Here is a 15,490-nt window from a genome sequence, read left to right on the forward strand (position 1 = left end):
AGCGTTTAGAGGGGGACATATCAGCGGTACTACACATAGTTTAGAAAAGGCAGCTGCATTCTCACCGGCGAAGTTAAGAAGCGAAAGGAGAGCGAAACGATGACAAGATATAAGCTGATTATTATTACAAAAGAAGTGGCGCTCCACTATTTTCAAGCAGAGGACAAGCTGTACCGGTTGTTTCTTGATTATCACAAAGCATATGAGTGGGCCAGACCTTTACTGGAAAAACAGATACATTATATAACGGAACCGCTGTTGTATCCTTATTTTATCGACTCCCTGGAGAAGGATTTAAGTAAGATAGGATTCGATAAACTTCCTTCAGAACACGCTGCTTATGTGTCCTGTCGTTCGGATAGTTCGATTTATCTGGAGGATAGACATATTATTTTTGACCATGCCGGGTCTGCGAAAGAAGAATGGCAGGTATTTGACTGTTTAAAAAAAATATCCCCCTATTTTTTTGCAGTGAACATAAACAAAGAAGCCTATGGATGGCTGAAACCTTTGAAAGTCTACTCCGTTTTATCATGAAATAGGCCGTCCCTCTTTCCAAGATGCAGGGGATACGTTATAATTATGTAGGTTAAACGTTGTAACGACAATCAACTATTCGCTGTAACGTATGTAGAAGGAGGAAATGAACGGGATGGACTGGCTTTGGTTTGTGCTCGTCGGTGTACTTTGTCTATTGGCGGGCGCGGCATTAGGGTTTTTTATCGCCCGTAAAACAATGATGAACTATTTGAAGAAAAATCCCCCGATTAATGAGCAGATGCTCCGGGTCATGATGATGCAGATGGGACAAAACCCGTCGCAGAAAAAAATAAACCAAATGATGAAAGCCATGCAGAAGCAACAGGATAAAAAGTAAACAAACGCAGGCTGTTTCCAATCGGCGGGAAGGAACCGGACCGAACAGGAAACAGCTTTTTCTGTAGGCGGGGCACATTGCATTGCGTGTTTCTTCCATTGTATGATAGAAAAATGAAGGAATTCAGAAGTCTTCCTCTGTCGAAGCAGGGGATAGGAGTTGGCCGATTATCATGAATGATATGTTACTGATCTCCACTGCAGGCGCAGCAGTGATGGCGCTCGTTGCGATTTTTATACGAATGAAAGCCATTAAAAAACCGGCAAACGTTAAAAAAATCATACTGCCGCCCTTTTTTATGTCTACGGGGTTTCTCATGTTTTTGTATGAACCGGCCCGGCTGCACGCCGCTCAAATACTGGAAGCTTTATCAGTCGGTCTGTTATTTTCCCTTTTGCTGATGAAAACCTCCCGTTTTGAAATACGGGGGACAGACATTTATATGATTCGATCGAAAGCTTTCGTTTTTTTACTGTTTTTCCTGTTAATCGCCCGGATCGTGTTTAAATTACTAATGGGGGATGTGATCGACCTCGAAGAACTGGCTGGAATGTTTTTTATCCTTGCCTACGGTATGATCATCCCGTGGCGGATTTTCATGCTGGTTCAGTTTAAGAAAATGGAAAAGAAAAAAATGGTTCAGAAAAAAGACGGAGAACTGGCATTTCGTTCGCAGCAGCCATAAAAAAGACCGTTCCGGAACAAGGAACGGCTTTTCTTATGAAAATAAATGCTCGTAAGGGCTGACGTCAATTTGTTTTTCATCAAGTTTTTTTCGCAGAAATTTATGATCCCGTTTTGGAGTGGCAACAATATAGCCGCGGATCAGCAAGTCTTCATCAATACGCTTTGCATTTTCCTGCAGAGCCAGTTCCCCGACTTTTCCTGCTATTTTTTCCCGGGCGGTATCTCGAAACAGTTCTGGTACCGGTTCGACCAATTCTTCCAGTAAGTCTTTCTTATCCTGCGGCCACAAATGGATGGTTCTTTCCAGATAGTGATCCTGCCAATCCAGAATCGACCGCCCGTCTTCCTTCGGGAGCCTTTTTAAAAATTTGCGAAACATGAAGTACCCGCCGATAAACATCATGACTGTTAAAAATACAGACCATATGACGATAAACCACATGAACATATCAGAAGGCATCTGTTTCACCTCGTTCCTCTTTATCTCAACGGTATTCTATCACAAACCCGCTCGAAAAACATAGAGAAAGCCTTTATTGTTGCAATATTGTCGATAACCGTTGTTTGATATACTGGAGACAGGAAAGGAGTAAATGGAATGGCAGATAAACAGGTGAACGATTATCTCGAAGAAGGGATCTACGGTCCTAAAGAGGTGAAGCCCGACGAAAAACGTAGGTTTCTCGGAACTTACCGGGAGCGGGTATTGCTTGCGTTAACGAAAAAACAAGTAATGAAAAAAGGTACTTTTCCTCAGGTGGAAGAACTGCTGCAGAAACATTCCGATGCCATCATGGTGGTGAATGGCAAACTCGGCTACCAGGCGTTATCAGCTTATACGAAGCTCGCTTCGAACTATGGGATTCACGCTCGGCGTGTGACTTCCATGGACAAAAAGAGTGACGTCGGTCTTGTTATTGCAAAGGAATATGCCGTTCACCGGGAAGTAATTTTTGTGGAAGAAGAGGCAGATGACCATACGAAGGAAAAACCAAAGAGGTCATGGTGGAGAAAATTATTAGGAATGGAATAAAGAAAGTGGCGGGACCGTCTGGGAATCGAACCCAGCGGAGACGTCACGCGCCTCCCGGAAAGTTTTGAAGACTTTGGCGTGCACCAGCATCGCAACCGGCCCCGTATCTAGATTACGGAATGTATTTTACGCCTTCAATAAGGACATTGCAAGCAATTGAAATGATTTTCAATGTTTTTCGACATATAGTAAGATAGACAGAACAGAGGGAGAGAGGTCTCTTAAATAAAGAAGAAGGCGGGGGAATCCATGGCGAAACGAATGTATACGATAGGGATGGCAGGTCATATTGACCACGGCAAAACCACCCTGACCAAAGCGTTAACAGACTGGGATACAGACCGTTTGAAAGAGGAAAAAGAACGAAACGTATCGATCGAACCGGGTTTTGCCCCCCTCCAATTAGCAGAGAACATCGATGTATCGATTATCGATGTACCGGGTCACGAACGCTTTATACGGCAGATGATTGCAGGAGTGGCAGGTATTGATGCTGTCATTCTGACGGTGGCGGCCGACGAAGGCGTTATGCCCCAGACAAAGGAGCACCTTGAAATTTTATCTCTACTGAATGTAAAAGGCGGCTTGATAGCAGTAACGAAAGCAGACAAGGTCGAGGATGAACTGCTTGAGCTGGCAGGAGAGGACATACGGGAAGAAGTACAGGGAACCCCATTTGAAGATGCCGCCATGGTGGAGGTGGATAGTCTTTCCGGCCGCGGGATACAGGAAGTCAGGACAGCATTGAGGAGCATACTGCAGGATCTTCCTTCCCGAAATCCCAGGGGGGCGTTCCGCCTTCCAATCGATCAAGTATTCAGTGTTCATGGTCAGGGGACCATTGTGAGAGGGACGGTATACGAGGGCACGGTGGAAGAAGGAAATACCGTCCAGGTACTGCCGCTTCGAAAGACGGTGAAAATCAGGCAGCTGCAACGGCACGGAGAAAAGGTGTCAAAAGGTGAAGCAGGGCAGCGCCTGGCGATGAATATCAGCGGCGTCGATAGAGAAGAACTGAAAAGAGGCGACGTCGTCGTCTCGGCAGAACACTACATAACAACCACAAGATTAAATATTGTGCTCTATACTTCCGAACTGGCCGTGTATGCACTCAAGCAGCGCGGACCCGTGAAGCTGCACCTCGGCACCGCAGAAGTATACGGCAAAATCATATTTTTTGATCGGAATGTGCTGGAGCCTGGAAAGCAGGAAGTCTACTGTCAGCTTTTATTAAATGAGTCGGTCGTGACCAAACGGCACGACCGTTTTATTCTACGCAGGCCTTCTCCGATGGAAACAATTGGAGGCGGCTGGATTATTAATCCGAATGCAGAACGGCTCCGTTTCGGGAGGCAGGCGGTGGAGCTGCTTCAAAAGGAATTGCAGGGGACACCGGAAGAACATTTGAAAGCGGCGCTGCGGGAATATAAATGGCTCGAACCTGAACAATTGGCAAAAGAAGCAGGTCTGTTACTGGAAGAGGTGCAGGAGATAAGCGCCCGTTTGATTGAACAAGGGGAAGCCAAACAATACGATAATAAAAAAATAACTTTACAGGAATTATACGAGCAAAAAACAGCGGACATGATGAAAGAACTAGAATCTTTTCATGAGGCCCATCCTTTACGGATCGGAAAAAATAAGCAGGAACTGCAGCTGTTTGCGGAAGGAACGCTCCCTAAGGAACTTGCCGAACGAATCCTCGATGAAGCAGAACGACACCACAAGGTGGCCCGGCATAAGCAATATGTAGCGAACTCCTCTCATATACCTTATTACCCGGATGGGTGGGAGAAACGGATGACTCGTGCAGAGGAGGCATGGAAGCAGGACGGTTTATCTCCGCGTCCGTGGGCAGAATATACGGAGGAACAGGGGATCCCGGAAGATCTCAGCGAGGAACTTAAGTATTCCTTACTGCAGGCCGGGGAGGCTGTTTCCATGGATGATAAACATATCTGGGCCGTTTCAGAAATGATGAAAACGATACGGGCCCTTACTGCCAATTATCCTGATGGTTTTACTCTCCAGCAGGCAAAAGAAACCGCCGCGATATCCAGAAAATACCTTGTACCCTTTTTGGAATGGCTGGATGAACAAAAATGGACGAAACGAAAACAGGAAGAAAGAGTGTGGCGTGAGACATATGACCAAGACTGAACAAGGGTTATCCATCCTTTATCTTACTCCTTATTACTATTCAAAAAGGGGAAATTCAACAACAGCAAAGCGAATGAAAACCTATTTAGAGAAAATAGGGCATCGGGTTCACGTTCATGCTTTTGAAGAGGAATCCGCTCCAATCGATGAGTGGATGGACTGGGCTGATGTGGTGCATGCCCTGCATGTAAGACGGACAGCGGAATTTGTGGAGGAAAAAGGAGTTAATCTTCATAAACCCCTGGTGTTAACCACGGGCGGAACTGATATTAATATCGATTTAAAGGAGAGGTTCAAGAAAATTCAAATGGAACGTTTTTTGAGTAAAGCCGGGATCCTGGCTGTGTTTACGGAAGATAGCAGAGAAAAAGTGCTGCACGATTTTCCGTGGATGCAGGAACGTGTAGTCGTGATTCCGCAAGCCGTCGCTGTTTCTTATCCAGAGGCTGGCGTGACGCCTTCTCTGCCGCAGGGGTATCCAAAACTGCTGCTTCCCGCCGGGCTGCGCCCCGTGAAAGATGTGTTGTATACCGTGAACGCTTTGGATACTATAAAAACGGTGTACCCTGATCTTCAGCTTTTACTCGTAGGAGAAAAATTAGAAGAAAGCGTGGCCCTTCAGGTGGAAAAGGAAGCCGCCATTCGTCCCTGGTTTCATTATAAATCTCCGGTCGACAGCGGGACGATGACAAGCTTTTACCGGTGGGCGGATGTCGTGTTAAATTCATCGGTATCTGAAGGCCAGCCGATAAGTCTGCTCGAAGGAATGGCCCTCGGCGTACCGGCGCTGGCCAGGCAGAACCCCGGAAATGCAAGTGTTATCACACCCGGAGTAAACGGGTATCTTTTTGCTTCGCCGGAGGAATGCACAGAGAAACTTTACCACTTATTAGAACATCCGGCTCAGTACAAAAAAATGAAGGCCGCCTCTGCTGCATACGTTCAGAAATATCATCACCCGGAGGAAGAGGCCGGCAAATATACCGATTTATATTATTCGCTGCTTTCTCATTGATATGTCATGCTTTCCAGTCTTCGGCCACCTGCCTGAAGGCTTGAATGACAGGGTGATCTTTTTTTTCTTTACTGAAAGCAAGGTAAAATTCCCGCTTATGGGAAAGAAAACCTTTATTTACACATCCTCTGGCTCTGGCGGCAGGAAGCGCGTATTCGGAAACGAATCCAAAGCCGATACCTGCTTCAACCAAGGAAAGCAGACTTTCTGTATTTGGAACAACGGCTGCTGTTTCCAGCTCTGCCAGCGAACCGCCCCAGTTTTTCAACCCTTTTTCCACAGCCTGAAAGGTGCCGGAAGCCTGTTTCCTTTTTACAAAGGCCCGGGACGTCAAGTCGGAAAAAGATTCGACTGTTTCATTATTTTCACCGGGAGGGGCAATAATCGCAAGTCTGTCTTCCCAAAACCTGGTGGAAATGACATGGGGCTTGTCTACCTTGGCTCCGATGATCGCAACGTCAATTTCTTTGTCAAGCAAAAGAGAGAGAACCGTAGAGGAATCGTCGATATGCAGGTGGAGACGCCAGTGCGGATAATGATAGTGGCATTCTTTACATAAAGAGGGGAGAAAATAGGTGCCAGGCGTAGTGCCCGCTCCGATCCTCAGCGATTCTGTATACTTGGTTCCCCTTGTCTGACAGGCTTTTCGCAGCTGTCCCCACTCGGTCAAAAGGCTTTTAGCTTTTTCAAACACCATCTCTCCTTCTTCTGTGAGACCGGCGTTCTGCCGGTCAATCAGTTTTGTTCCAAGCTCGTTTTCCAGACTTTGGAGCTGTTTTGTAACGGTGGATTGGGATATGTTTAATCGATGTGCCGTCTGGGAAAAACTGCGGTACTCCGCAAGCTCCAGGAAGAGCTGCAATTGTTTTTCATTCATGCCCTCACCTTCTTTTCTGCATGGAAATTCGAGTTTCTTTACAATTATCGTAAACAATGATAGCTTAATAACGCAATTGTTATTCTTTTTTAGAATGAATATGATTATTTTAACGAAACAGGGGGTACATAACATGAAAAAATGGCTGACGACACTGACAGCTTCTTCCCTGCTTGTACTTGGAGGATGCGGGGATGTCGGAGAAAAGGAAGACAAAGGCGGCGGGGAAAGCTCTGGTGAAGCGCTGGAAGTCGCTGTTATTCCGGCTCAATCCGCTGGAGAAATGGAAGATGGGCTGGATGCGCTGGAATCCTCGTTAAATGAATCCATGGACCGGGAAGTGGAAGTAGACCACTATCCGAGCTATAACGCGGTGGTGGAGGCACTTAATTTTGGCCATATTGATCTTGCTTATCTGGGTCCGCTCACCTATGTAATTGCAAATGAGGAAAGCGGGGCAGAAGCTATCGTAACACAAGAAATAGACGGGCAGCCATATTATTATTCCTATATTATTTCTCATGTAGATCAGCCGTGGGACAGCCTGGATGAAATGCTGGAACAGGCCGGGGAAGTTGATTTTGCTTTTGGAAGTGTCTCTTCTACCTCTGGTTCGCTCATTCCCGGGCTTGAGCTGAGAGACCGAGGCGTATTTGAATCGGAAGAAGACCATGATTTTGCTTCCGTTCGTTATACAGGCTCTCACGATGTGACGGCAAATGCAGTCGCGAATCAGGAGGTAGAGGCAGGTGCCATTGACAGTGCGATTTACAATGAATTGGTTGATGAAGGTGTCATTGATGATAGTGAAATAAAAACAATCTGGGAATCGGAACAGCTGTATCAATATCCGTGGGCGGTTCCGGAAGGAATGGACGAGGAGACAAAGCAGCAGTTTCAGGATGCCTTTACAAGCATTGAAGACGAAGAGATTTTAGAAATATTTGGAGGGGCCTCCTCCTTTGTAAAAACGGATCACAGTAACTATGAAAGTATTGCTCAGGCAGCGGAGGATTTTGGCATGCTGAATATGGAAAGCATAGAAGACTAAGGCAGGGCGGTCAAAGGAGTAGAAAGAATGAACTGGTTTAAAAAAAGAGCCTGGATATATGTGCTCCTGCTCGTATTTTTCTCCTGGTGGAGCATGGGCAAAACAGAATTTGAATGGAGCAATTTTAAAGAATTCAGCAATGCTGTTACGTTTATCCGGGAACAATTTTTTCCTGCGAGCTGGGAGGTTATCCCTGCACTGATTGATCCGGTTCTCGTGACGCTTGCGATTGCGTTTTTAGGGACGTTTTTTGCCCTGCTCATCGCTCTGCCTTTCAGCTTTGCTGCTGCCAAAAATACAGCTGCAAATCCGCTTCTTTATTACGTGGTTCGGTTCTTTTTATCGATTTTACGTTCGATTCCGGAGATTGTTTTTGGCTTAATTTTTGTTGTCGTATTAGGGCTTGGGCCGTTTCCGGCGGTGTTTGCCATACTGCTTCATAATATTGGTGTGCTTGGAAAGCTTATATCCGAACTGGTCGAGGCTGCTGATCCAGGCCCGCAGGAAGCGATGAAGTCCGTTGGGGCCGGGAGACGCCTTGGAAATCTTTTTTCGATTGTGCCGCAAATTTGGCCCAATGTGCTGTCCCATTATTTTTACAGATTTGAGGTCGCGATACGAACCTCCTTGATTCTTGGCTTTATTGGCGGCGGCGGTATCGGCCAAAAATTGATCAATGATTTTAACAGCTTTAACTATGCAGCGGTAACGGTGGAAGTTATGCTTATCATGCTGCTTGTCATTATCGTGGATTTATTCGGAGCTTTTGTACGGAAACGGGTCATTTAAGGAAGAAAAGAGGGAAACCATTGATAGAACTGGAAAATGTAACGGTTTATTATCCTAAAGCGGCAGAGCCGGCGGTTAAAAATATTAATTTGTCCCTGGAAGCGGGGGAATTTGTTTGTGTCCTCGGGCCGAGCGGGGCTGGAAAATCTACGATGATCCGGACAATTAATGCCCTGCAGCCTGTTTCCGAAGGAACAGTTCGGGTTCAGGGAGAATCCCTGGCCTCGATGTCCGAAGCTCAGAGACGCAGCTGGCGGAGCCGTACTGGCATGATTTTTCAGCATTTTCATCTTATTCCCAGGCTTACCGTGCAGCAGAATATTTTAACGGGCCTTTTCGGGAAACGCAGCTCGTTTGTGAATTTTGCCGGAATATTTACGCACGCGGAAAAAAAGAAGGCCCGGGAAGTCATGGCGGAGGTTGGTTTATCACAGATGGCCGACCGGCGCGTGGAATCCTTAAGCGGCGGGCAGAAACAACGTGTAGGAGTGGCCCGCGCTTTGATGCAGGAGCCTGATGTGTTTTTAGGAGATGAGCCCGTCGCAAGTCTTGATCCTGGAACGGCCCGGGCTGTGTTTCATTTATTGAAAGAAGTGCATCATAAACAGCATTTATTATCCTTGGTGAATGTTCATGATGTCACTCTGGCTAAAACGTTTGCAACCAGGGTGGTCGGATTATCCAATGGGGAAATTATCTATGACGGACCTCCTGCGGAGCTGGGAGAAGAAAATCTGGAAACTATATACGGGAAAGCAATTCACGCCTAGATAATATATTCCTTTAAAAAACAAAGGGGCTTGGCCAAAAGAAAGCAGGTTTCAAAAAAACCAAATGTGTCGTGCGCGTGAAGCGGCCTATTCTGACGCAGCGATAGGACAAATGCACAAAAATCCGAACGATCTGTGGAAGAAATCGTTCGGATTTTTTTTGTTTTGATACTGTTTTGTCCCAGCCTATTGTTTATAAAACAGGCGGAGTCAGCGTAAGTGAATGGAAGCTTCTTTTCGGTCTTCAACGGTACCAATAACAGCCGTCTCGGTTTTCCCTTTTTTATGCATGTCTTTTACATAATCGTCGGCTTCCGCGGGGTCCATGGCGATTAAAAGTCCGCCGGAAGTAATGGCATCGCAGAGAATACTTTTTGTAAGTTCCGTGACGTTGTTTTCCCACGTTATGCTGTCAGCCAGATAAGAGGCATTCGCCTTTGAACCTCCGGGAATGACCCCTTGTTCGGCAAGTTCGGCAGCACCGTCGAGGACAGGAACCTTATCTGTCTGAAAAGTAAATGTGACGCTGCTGGCCTCTGCCATTTCAAAACCGTGTCCAAGCAGGCCGAAGCCGGTGACATCTGTTACCGCATGGGGACGATAGGATCTTAATGTTTCCGCAGCAGTATGGTTCAGTTCTGCCATGACGTGTGTTACCGCTTCTTCCTGTGAAGCAGTAATAACCTCACGTTTTATTGCTGTGGTCATAATACCGACCCCGATCGGTTTTGTCAGGACAAGGGCATCGCCAGGTTTTGCCCCCTGATTGGCCCAGATGTTATCCGGATGGACAATGCCGGTGGCAGCCAGGCCGTATTTTGGTTCTTCATCGTCAATAGAGTGCCCGCCAACAATGGTTGCGCCGGATTCATACACTTTATCTGCCGAGCCTTTCATCATACCTGCCAGGATATCATCCGGCAGTTCCTGAATGGGAAACCCGACAATATTGAGAACTGTCGCCGGTCTGCCCCCCATGGCATAGATGTCGCTTAACGCATTTGCCGCCGCGATCTGTCCAAACATGTAAGCATCATCCACAATCGGGGTAAAATAGTCGACCGATTGGACAAGAGCAATGTCGTCCGTTAATTTATAAACCCCACCATCATCGGAGGTATCCATGCCGACTAAAAGGTTTGGATCTTTTTCTCTTTCGGGTAAATGACGCAGGACCTGCGTCAGGTCTTCAGGACCGATTTTGCATCCTCAGCCGGCTTTTGAGGATAGACTGGTGAGCTTGATTTTTTCTTCCTTACTCAAACGGTTCACCTCCATACAATCATCTTCGTGTTTTAGTATAATCTGTTTGTTTGCATGAACACAAACAATACACTAAAATAAAGGCATCATCAATATAGGAAGGGAGATAGGATGAAAGTAAGTATTGAATTCTGCATGCAGTGAAATTATGCTCCTAAAGCCGTGGGTCTCGCGGATAAATTATACGATGTACATCGGGCCGATATTGAGTCGATACAGCTTATCACCGGATCCGGCGGGGTGTTTGAAGTTACCGTCGACGGAGAACAAGTGTATTCCAAAAAAGAAACGGGAACGTTTCCCGATGAAGATAAGCTGGTTCATGACATAGGAAAATAATAGCAGAAACGGTCGGCCTTCGCTGCCGGCCGCTTCTTTTAGCCCCTGGTGTATATACGAATAGAAGGTGGCTTAGAATGACAAGGGAACAGGTAAGATGGATTCCGCCTATACATGATATGCAAAATACCTCCCAATTCCAGCAGCTTCAGGAACATCTTGGGGACAGCATGCTGCTGACAAATTGGCTGCGCGAAGAAACGGACAACCTGCGTACCGCTTTTTTACATGGCAGCGCTCCTTCTCTATCATCAAGAGAGGCAGTGAAACATCATCTGTTTGAACGGCTGGAAGAGCGTCTGCACACGTTTGACAGGGATCGTCTCGTAAAAATCATTAATGCAACAGGCACGATTCTCCACACCAACCTTGGCCGCGCCAGCATGAGTGAGGCTGCGGTGCAGAAGGTGCACAGAACAGCCCGTTATTACTCCAATTTGGAATATAACATTACAACGGGAGAGCGCGGCTCCCGTCATGCGGTATTAGAGGACCTGTTACAGATTACAACCGGTGCGGAAGCAGCAATGGTCGTGAATAACAACGCAGCTGCTGTATATTTCGTGCTGAAAGCATTGGCATCCGAAAAAGAAGTGATTGTCTCCCGTGGTCAACTAGTAGAAATCGGAGGTTCGTTCCGGGTGTCTTCCATTATGGAAGAAAGCGGAGCCAGACTAGTGGAAGTGGGGACGACAAATAAAACCCGCCGCAGCGATTACGAAAAAGCCCTGGGCGAAGAAACAGCCATGCTGATGAAAGTACATACGAGTAATTTTACAACAATCGGATTTACAGAAGAAGTACCCCTGCACGAATTAACAGACATTGCAGAGGAAAATGGGGACGTGCTTGTATACGAAGACTTAGGAAGCGGCGCCCTTTATGATTTTAAAAAGCAGGGTATCGGCAATGAACCAACCGTAAAAGAGGCATTATCGACAGGGGCGGATCTGGTCACTTTCTCCGGGGATAAGCTGCTGGGAGGACCGCAGGCCGGTATTATCGCTGGAAAGAAAAAGTGGATCGATGCTCTGAAAAAACATCAGCTTGCCCGTGTTCTCCGGGTGGATAAAATGACGCTGGCCGCCTTGGAGGAAACATTAAAAGCTTATGCAAAAGGGGAAGCAGACCAAATACCATCCGTACGGATGGTGCTGGAATCAAAAGAAGAGGTGAAAAGCCGGGCCTGGCAGCTTTTAAAACAGCTAACGTTCTCTGAATGGCGGGCTCAAATAGAAGAGGATGTGTCCAAAGTGGGCGGAGGCACCATGCCAGAAGTCGAAATTCCTACTGCCGTGGTCAGTGTGGCAACAAAGGAAGGACAGGCACAGAAAGTGGTTCAGAAAATGCGGACGGAAGCGGAGCCATCTATTGCTGCCAGGATGAAGAATGGGAAGATATGGATGGATCTTCGGACGGTGGCCGAGGAAGAAATAGCGGAACTGGCTTCTGCTCTGCTCTATTGGGAGGCTTATATCGATGGAGAATAATCTCTGCTCGTTATGAGTTTTTGAAAAAAAATATTTATATTTCATTCAAGTTTTGCTATTCTTAGATAGGGAATCCTTAGTATTTTGACAAACAGAGAAAGGAAAACTTTTTTTTCGACTTTTTCTATTATCTGTTATATCATAGTTTAAGAGGAGGGAATACATATGAGTGCGAACCACGATGTATTTAATGCCCGCAAAACTTTCACATCGAATGGGCAGACGTATCATTATTATGACATCAAAGCACTGCAGGAAGCTGGTGCCGGTAATGTCTCCAGGCTCCCGTATTCAATTAAAGTGCTCCTTGAATCTGTATTAAGACAGATGGACGGTAAAGTGATCAAGAAAGAGCACGTGGAAAGTCTCGCAAAGTGGGGAAAGGAAGAGGGAGGAACAGCAGATGTTCCATTTAAGCCGTCCCGGGTCATCCTGCAGGACTTCACTGGTGTTCCGGCTGTGGTTGACCTTGCTTCGCTGCGTAAGGCGATGGCTGACATCGGCGGAGACGCCGAAAAGATTAATCCGGCCATTCCAGTAGACCTTGTAGTGGACCACTCTGTCCAGGTGGACCGTTTTGGCACCCCGGATTCTCTGGAACGGAACATGAATCTGGAATTTGAACGAAATGAAGAACGTTATAAACTATTAAGCTGGGCAACCAAAGCATTTGATAATTATAGAGCGGTTCCCCCGGCTACAGGAATTGTCCATCAGGTGAATCTTGAATATCTTGCCTCCGTTGTGCATACAAAAGAAACGGAAAATGGAGAAGTTGATACCTTCCCGGATACTCTCGTCGGTACAGATTCCCACACCACCATGATTAATGGTCTCGGTGTACTGGGGTGGGGTGTCGGCGGTATTGAAGCGGAAGCCGGCATGCTTCAGCAGCCATCCTATTTTCCCGCTCCCGACGTTGTTGGTGTCCGCCTGAAAGGGGCACTTCCGAACGGCGCCACAGCCACTGATTTAGCGTTGAAAGTAACCCAGCTGCTGCGGGAAACGAATGTGGTCGGTAAATTTGTGGAGTTTTTCGGACCAGGATTAAAAGAAATGCCTCTTGCCGACCGCGCGACAATCTCGAATATGGCTCCGGAATACGGGGCAACCTGCGGCTTCTTCCCGGTAGATGAAGAATCCTTGAATTATCTTAGGCTGACAGGGCGTTCCGAAGAGCATATCGATATGGTGGAAGCTTATGCGAAAGCTAACGACTTGTTTTATGAAGACGGAAAAGAGGAGCCGGAGTTCTCTAAAATTGTAGAACTGGATTTGTCTACAATTGAGCCAAGCCTTTCCGGACCAAAGCGTCCACAGGATTTAATTCCTATGTCGCAAATGAAAAAGACGTTTAATGAAGCACTGACAGCGCCTGCAGGCAATCAAGGGTTCGGTCTTGCGCCAGAAGACGTAAATAAAAAGGTGAACGTAACACATCAAAACGGAAAGACATCAAAGCTTGAAACTGGAGCTGTGACGATTGCAGCAATTACCAGCTGTACAAACACATCCAATCCATATGTCATGATCGGCGCCGGGCTTCTGGCTAAAAACGCCATCGAAAAAGGACTGGATGTGCCGGAGTATGTGAAAACTTCCCTTGCTCCAGGTTCCAAAGTTGTTACACGTTATCTGGAAGATTCCGGGTTGATGCCGTACTTGAATGATCTTGGTTTCAATCTTGTCGGATACGGCTGCACCACCTGTATTGGGAACAGCGGACCGCTTCCGGAGGAAATCGAAAAAGCGATAGCTGACAATGATATGCTTGTTTCTTCGGTGTTGAGCGGAAACCGTAACTTCGAAGGACGTATTCATCCGCTTGTAAAAGCAAACTATCTTGCTTCTCCGCCGCTGGTGGTCGCTTATGCGCTTGCGGGAAATGTTAATTTTGACATGAGTAAGGATTCTTTTGGAAAAGACAAAGACGGCAACGAGGTGTACTTTGAGGATATCTGGCCTTCTGCTGAAGAAGTAAAAGACTTTGTCCATCAGAACGTATCTCCTAAATTATTTAAAGACGAATACGATAGTGTATTTGACAACAATGAGCGCTGGAATGAACTGCAGTCGGATGACAACCCGATGCTTTATGACTGGGAGGAAGAGTCCACCTATATTCAAAATCCTCCGTTTTTCGAAGAAATGTCGGAAGAACCGGAAGATATCAAACCGCTTAATAAACTGCGGGTTATTGGTAAATTTGGAGACTCTGTCACCACGGACCATATCTCTCCCGCAGGTTCGATAGCTAAAGACAGCCCGGCAGGAAAATATTTAATGGATAAAGGGTTGAAACCTTCGCAGTTCAACTCCTATGGTTCCCGCCGCGGTAACCATGAAGTTATGATGCGCGGAACATTCGCCAATATCCGTATTAAAAATCAGCTCGCTCCCGGTACGGAAGGCGGCTATACCACCTATTGGCCGAACGGCGAGGTTATGGCTATTTATGATGCAGCGATGAAATATAAACAAGATAATACAGGGCTTATGGTTATTGCCGGAAAAGACTACGGCATGGGAAGCTCCCGGGACTGGGCGGCGAAAGGGACCAATCTGCTGGGCATCAAAACCGTTATTGCAGAAAGCTTTGAAAGAATTCACCGCAGTAACCTAGTGTTGATGGGAGTGCTGCCGCTTCAGTTTAAAGAAGGAGAAAATGCGGAATCGCTGGGATTAACCGGAAAAGAATCGTTTAACGTGAAAATTGATAATAACGTTCATCCTCACGAGGAAGTGGTAGTAGAAGCCGTCGATGAGGATGGAAAAGCAACCACGTTTGAGGCCATTGCCAGGTTTGACAGTGATGTTGAAATGGATTACTACCGTCATGGAGGCATTCTGCAGCTTGTACTGCGTGACAAATTGGCAGAGGCTAAAGGAGAAAAGAAAGTTTAATATCTATTCAAAAGGATTGTCCGAATACCGGGCAGTCCTTTTTTGGAAGTGAAAAAGGGGGGAATTGGAACGATTGATACGTGGACCAGAGGTAAAACACAGGCGAATTCAGCGGCAAGAAAGACCGGGACGGTTGGAACAGTAATATCTAAGAGAACGCTGGGTCAGTATGGACTGCTTTATTCTATAATTTCACGTACCATAATTAATTTTTGTAGAATTTTGTCTAAAAATA

The 15,490-nt window shown here is 46.4% G+C and carries 14 protein-coding genes, 1 tRNA gene and 1 pseudogene; 12 read left to right on the forward strand and 4 right to left on the reverse strand.

The window, feature by feature from the left end; genetic code table 11:
* Positions 1-99: 99 nt before the first annotated feature.
* The 3 genes from sirA (at position 100) to G475_RS0109805 (ending at position 1,562) form a co-directional block, all read left to right on the forward strand.
* Positions 100-537, forward strand: a complete 438-nt coding sequence (gene sirA / locus G475_RS0109795) for a sporulation inhibitor of replication protein SirA (protein WP_026701152.1) — start codon at positions 100-102, stop codon at positions 535-537.
* A gap of 115 nt (positions 538-652) precedes the next feature.
* Positions 653-877, forward strand: coding sequence for a YneF family protein (locus G475_RS0109800; protein ID WP_026701153.1), 225 nt, complete (start codon positions 653-655; stop codon positions 875-877).
* A gap of 172 nt (positions 878-1,049) precedes the next feature.
* Positions 1,050-1,562, forward strand: a complete 513-nt coding sequence (locus G475_RS0109805) for a CcdC family protein (RefSeq protein ID WP_026701154.1) — start codon at positions 1,050-1,052, stop codon at positions 1,560-1,562.
* Positions 1,563-1,595: 33 nt separating this feature from the next.
* Here the strand turns inward: G475_RS0109805 and G475_RS0109810 are convergent, their stop codons facing one another.
* Entirely contained in the window at positions 1,596-2,024 is a 429-nt protein-coding gene (locus tag G475_RS0109810; protein WP_026701155.1) for a DUF2621 domain-containing protein, read from the reverse strand.
* Between the two features lie 138 nt (positions 2,025-2,162).
* Between G475_RS0109810 and G475_RS0109815 the strand changes: the two genes are divergently transcribed.
* A complete protein-coding gene (locus tag G475_RS0109815; protein ID WP_026701156.1) occupies positions 2,163-2,597 on the forward strand; it encodes a YueI family protein in 435 nt (144 codons plus the stop codon).
* 6 nt (positions 2,598-2,603) lie between these two features.
* On the opposite strand, the gene G475_RS0109820 is transcribed toward G475_RS0109815, so the two are convergent.
* Positions 2,604-2,700: transfer RNA gene (locus G475_RS0109820), tRNA-Sec, on the reverse strand.
* A 146-nt stretch (positions 2,701-2,846) separates the two neighbouring features.
* Between G475_RS0109820 and selB the strand changes: the two genes are divergently transcribed.
* Positions 2,847-4,757, forward strand: a complete 1,911-nt coding sequence (selB, locus tag G475_RS0109825) for a selenocysteine-specific translation elongation factor (protein WP_026701157.1) — start codon at positions 2,847-2,849, stop codon at positions 4,755-4,757.
* Positions 4,744-5,772: a glycosyltransferase gene (locus G475_RS0109830; protein ID WP_026701158.1), complete on the forward strand. Its 1,029-nt coding sequence runs from the start codon at positions 4,744-4,746 to the stop codon at positions 5,770-5,772. Before selB ends, G475_RS0109830 begins: the two co-directional genes overlap by 14 nt.
* A gap of 4 nt (positions 5,773-5,776) precedes the next feature.
* Here the strand turns inward: G475_RS0109830 and G475_RS0109835 are convergent, their stop codons facing one another.
* A complete protein-coding gene (locus G475_RS0109835; protein WP_026701159.1) occupies positions 5,777-6,649 on the reverse strand; it encodes a selenium metabolism-associated LysR family transcriptional regulator in 873 nt (290 codons plus the stop codon).
* Positions 6,650-6,782: 133 nt separating this feature from the next.
* On the opposite strand from G475_RS0109835, the gene phnD reads away from it, so the two are divergent.
* Genes phnD through phnC form a run of 3 tightly spaced genes read left to right on the forward strand, consistent with a single transcriptional unit; the run spans position 6,783 to position 9,259 of the window.
* Positions 6,783-7,700 (forward strand): phosphate/phosphite/phosphonate ABC transporter substrate-binding protein, encoded by a 918-nt coding sequence (gene phnD / locus G475_RS0109840; RefSeq protein WP_026701160.1) that lies wholly within the window; start codon positions 6,783-6,785, stop codon positions 7,698-7,700.
* A gap of 27 nt (positions 7,701-7,727) precedes the next feature.
* The gene (phnE, locus tag G475_RS0109845; RefSeq protein WP_026701161.1) at positions 7,728-8,489 is read left to right on the forward strand and encodes a phosphonate ABC transporter, permease protein PhnE; all 762 of its coding nucleotides are present in this window, start codon (positions 7,728-7,730) and stop codon (positions 8,487-8,489) included.
* Positions 8,490-8,509: 20 nt separating this feature from the next.
* Positions 8,510-9,259: a phosphonate ABC transporter ATP-binding protein gene (gene phnC / locus G475_RS0109850; RefSeq protein ID WP_026701162.1), complete on the forward strand. Its 750-nt coding sequence runs from the start codon at positions 8,510-8,512 to the stop codon at positions 9,257-9,259.
* Positions 9,260-9,469: 210 nt separating this feature from the next.
* Here the strand turns inward: phnC and selD are convergent, their stop codons facing one another.
* Positions 9,470-10,537 (reverse strand): selenide, water dikinase SelD, encoded by a 1,068-nt coding sequence (gene selD / locus G475_RS0109855; protein WP_407636198.1) that lies wholly within the window; start codon positions 10,535-10,537, stop codon positions 9,470-9,472.
* A gap of 141 nt (positions 10,538-10,678) precedes the next feature.
* Here selD and G475_RS26775 point away from each other — a divergent pair.
* From G475_RS26775 to acnA, 3 genes and pseudogenes are all read left to right on the forward strand, one after another.
* Positions 10,679-10,861: pseudogene (locus G475_RS26775) on the forward strand (Rdx family protein); the annotation flags it as partial.
* 77 nt (positions 10,862-10,938) lie between these two features.
* Entirely contained in the window at positions 10,939-12,351 is a 1,413-nt protein-coding gene (selA, locus tag G475_RS0109865; protein WP_026701164.1) for an L-seryl-tRNA(Sec) selenium transferase, read from the forward strand.
* A 165-nt stretch (positions 12,352-12,516) separates the two neighbouring features.
* Positions 12,517-15,255 (forward strand): aconitate hydratase AcnA, encoded by a 2,739-nt coding sequence (gene acnA / locus G475_RS0109870; RefSeq protein ID WP_026701165.1) that lies wholly within the window; start codon positions 12,517-12,519, stop codon positions 15,253-15,255.
* Positions 15,256-15,490: the final 235 nt, after the last annotated feature.

Origin of the sequence: Salibacterium aidingense DSM 18341, assembly GCF_000429685.1 — a bacterium.
GTDB lineage: Bacteria > Bacillota > Bacilli > Bacillales > Marinococcaceae > Salibacterium > Salibacterium aidingense.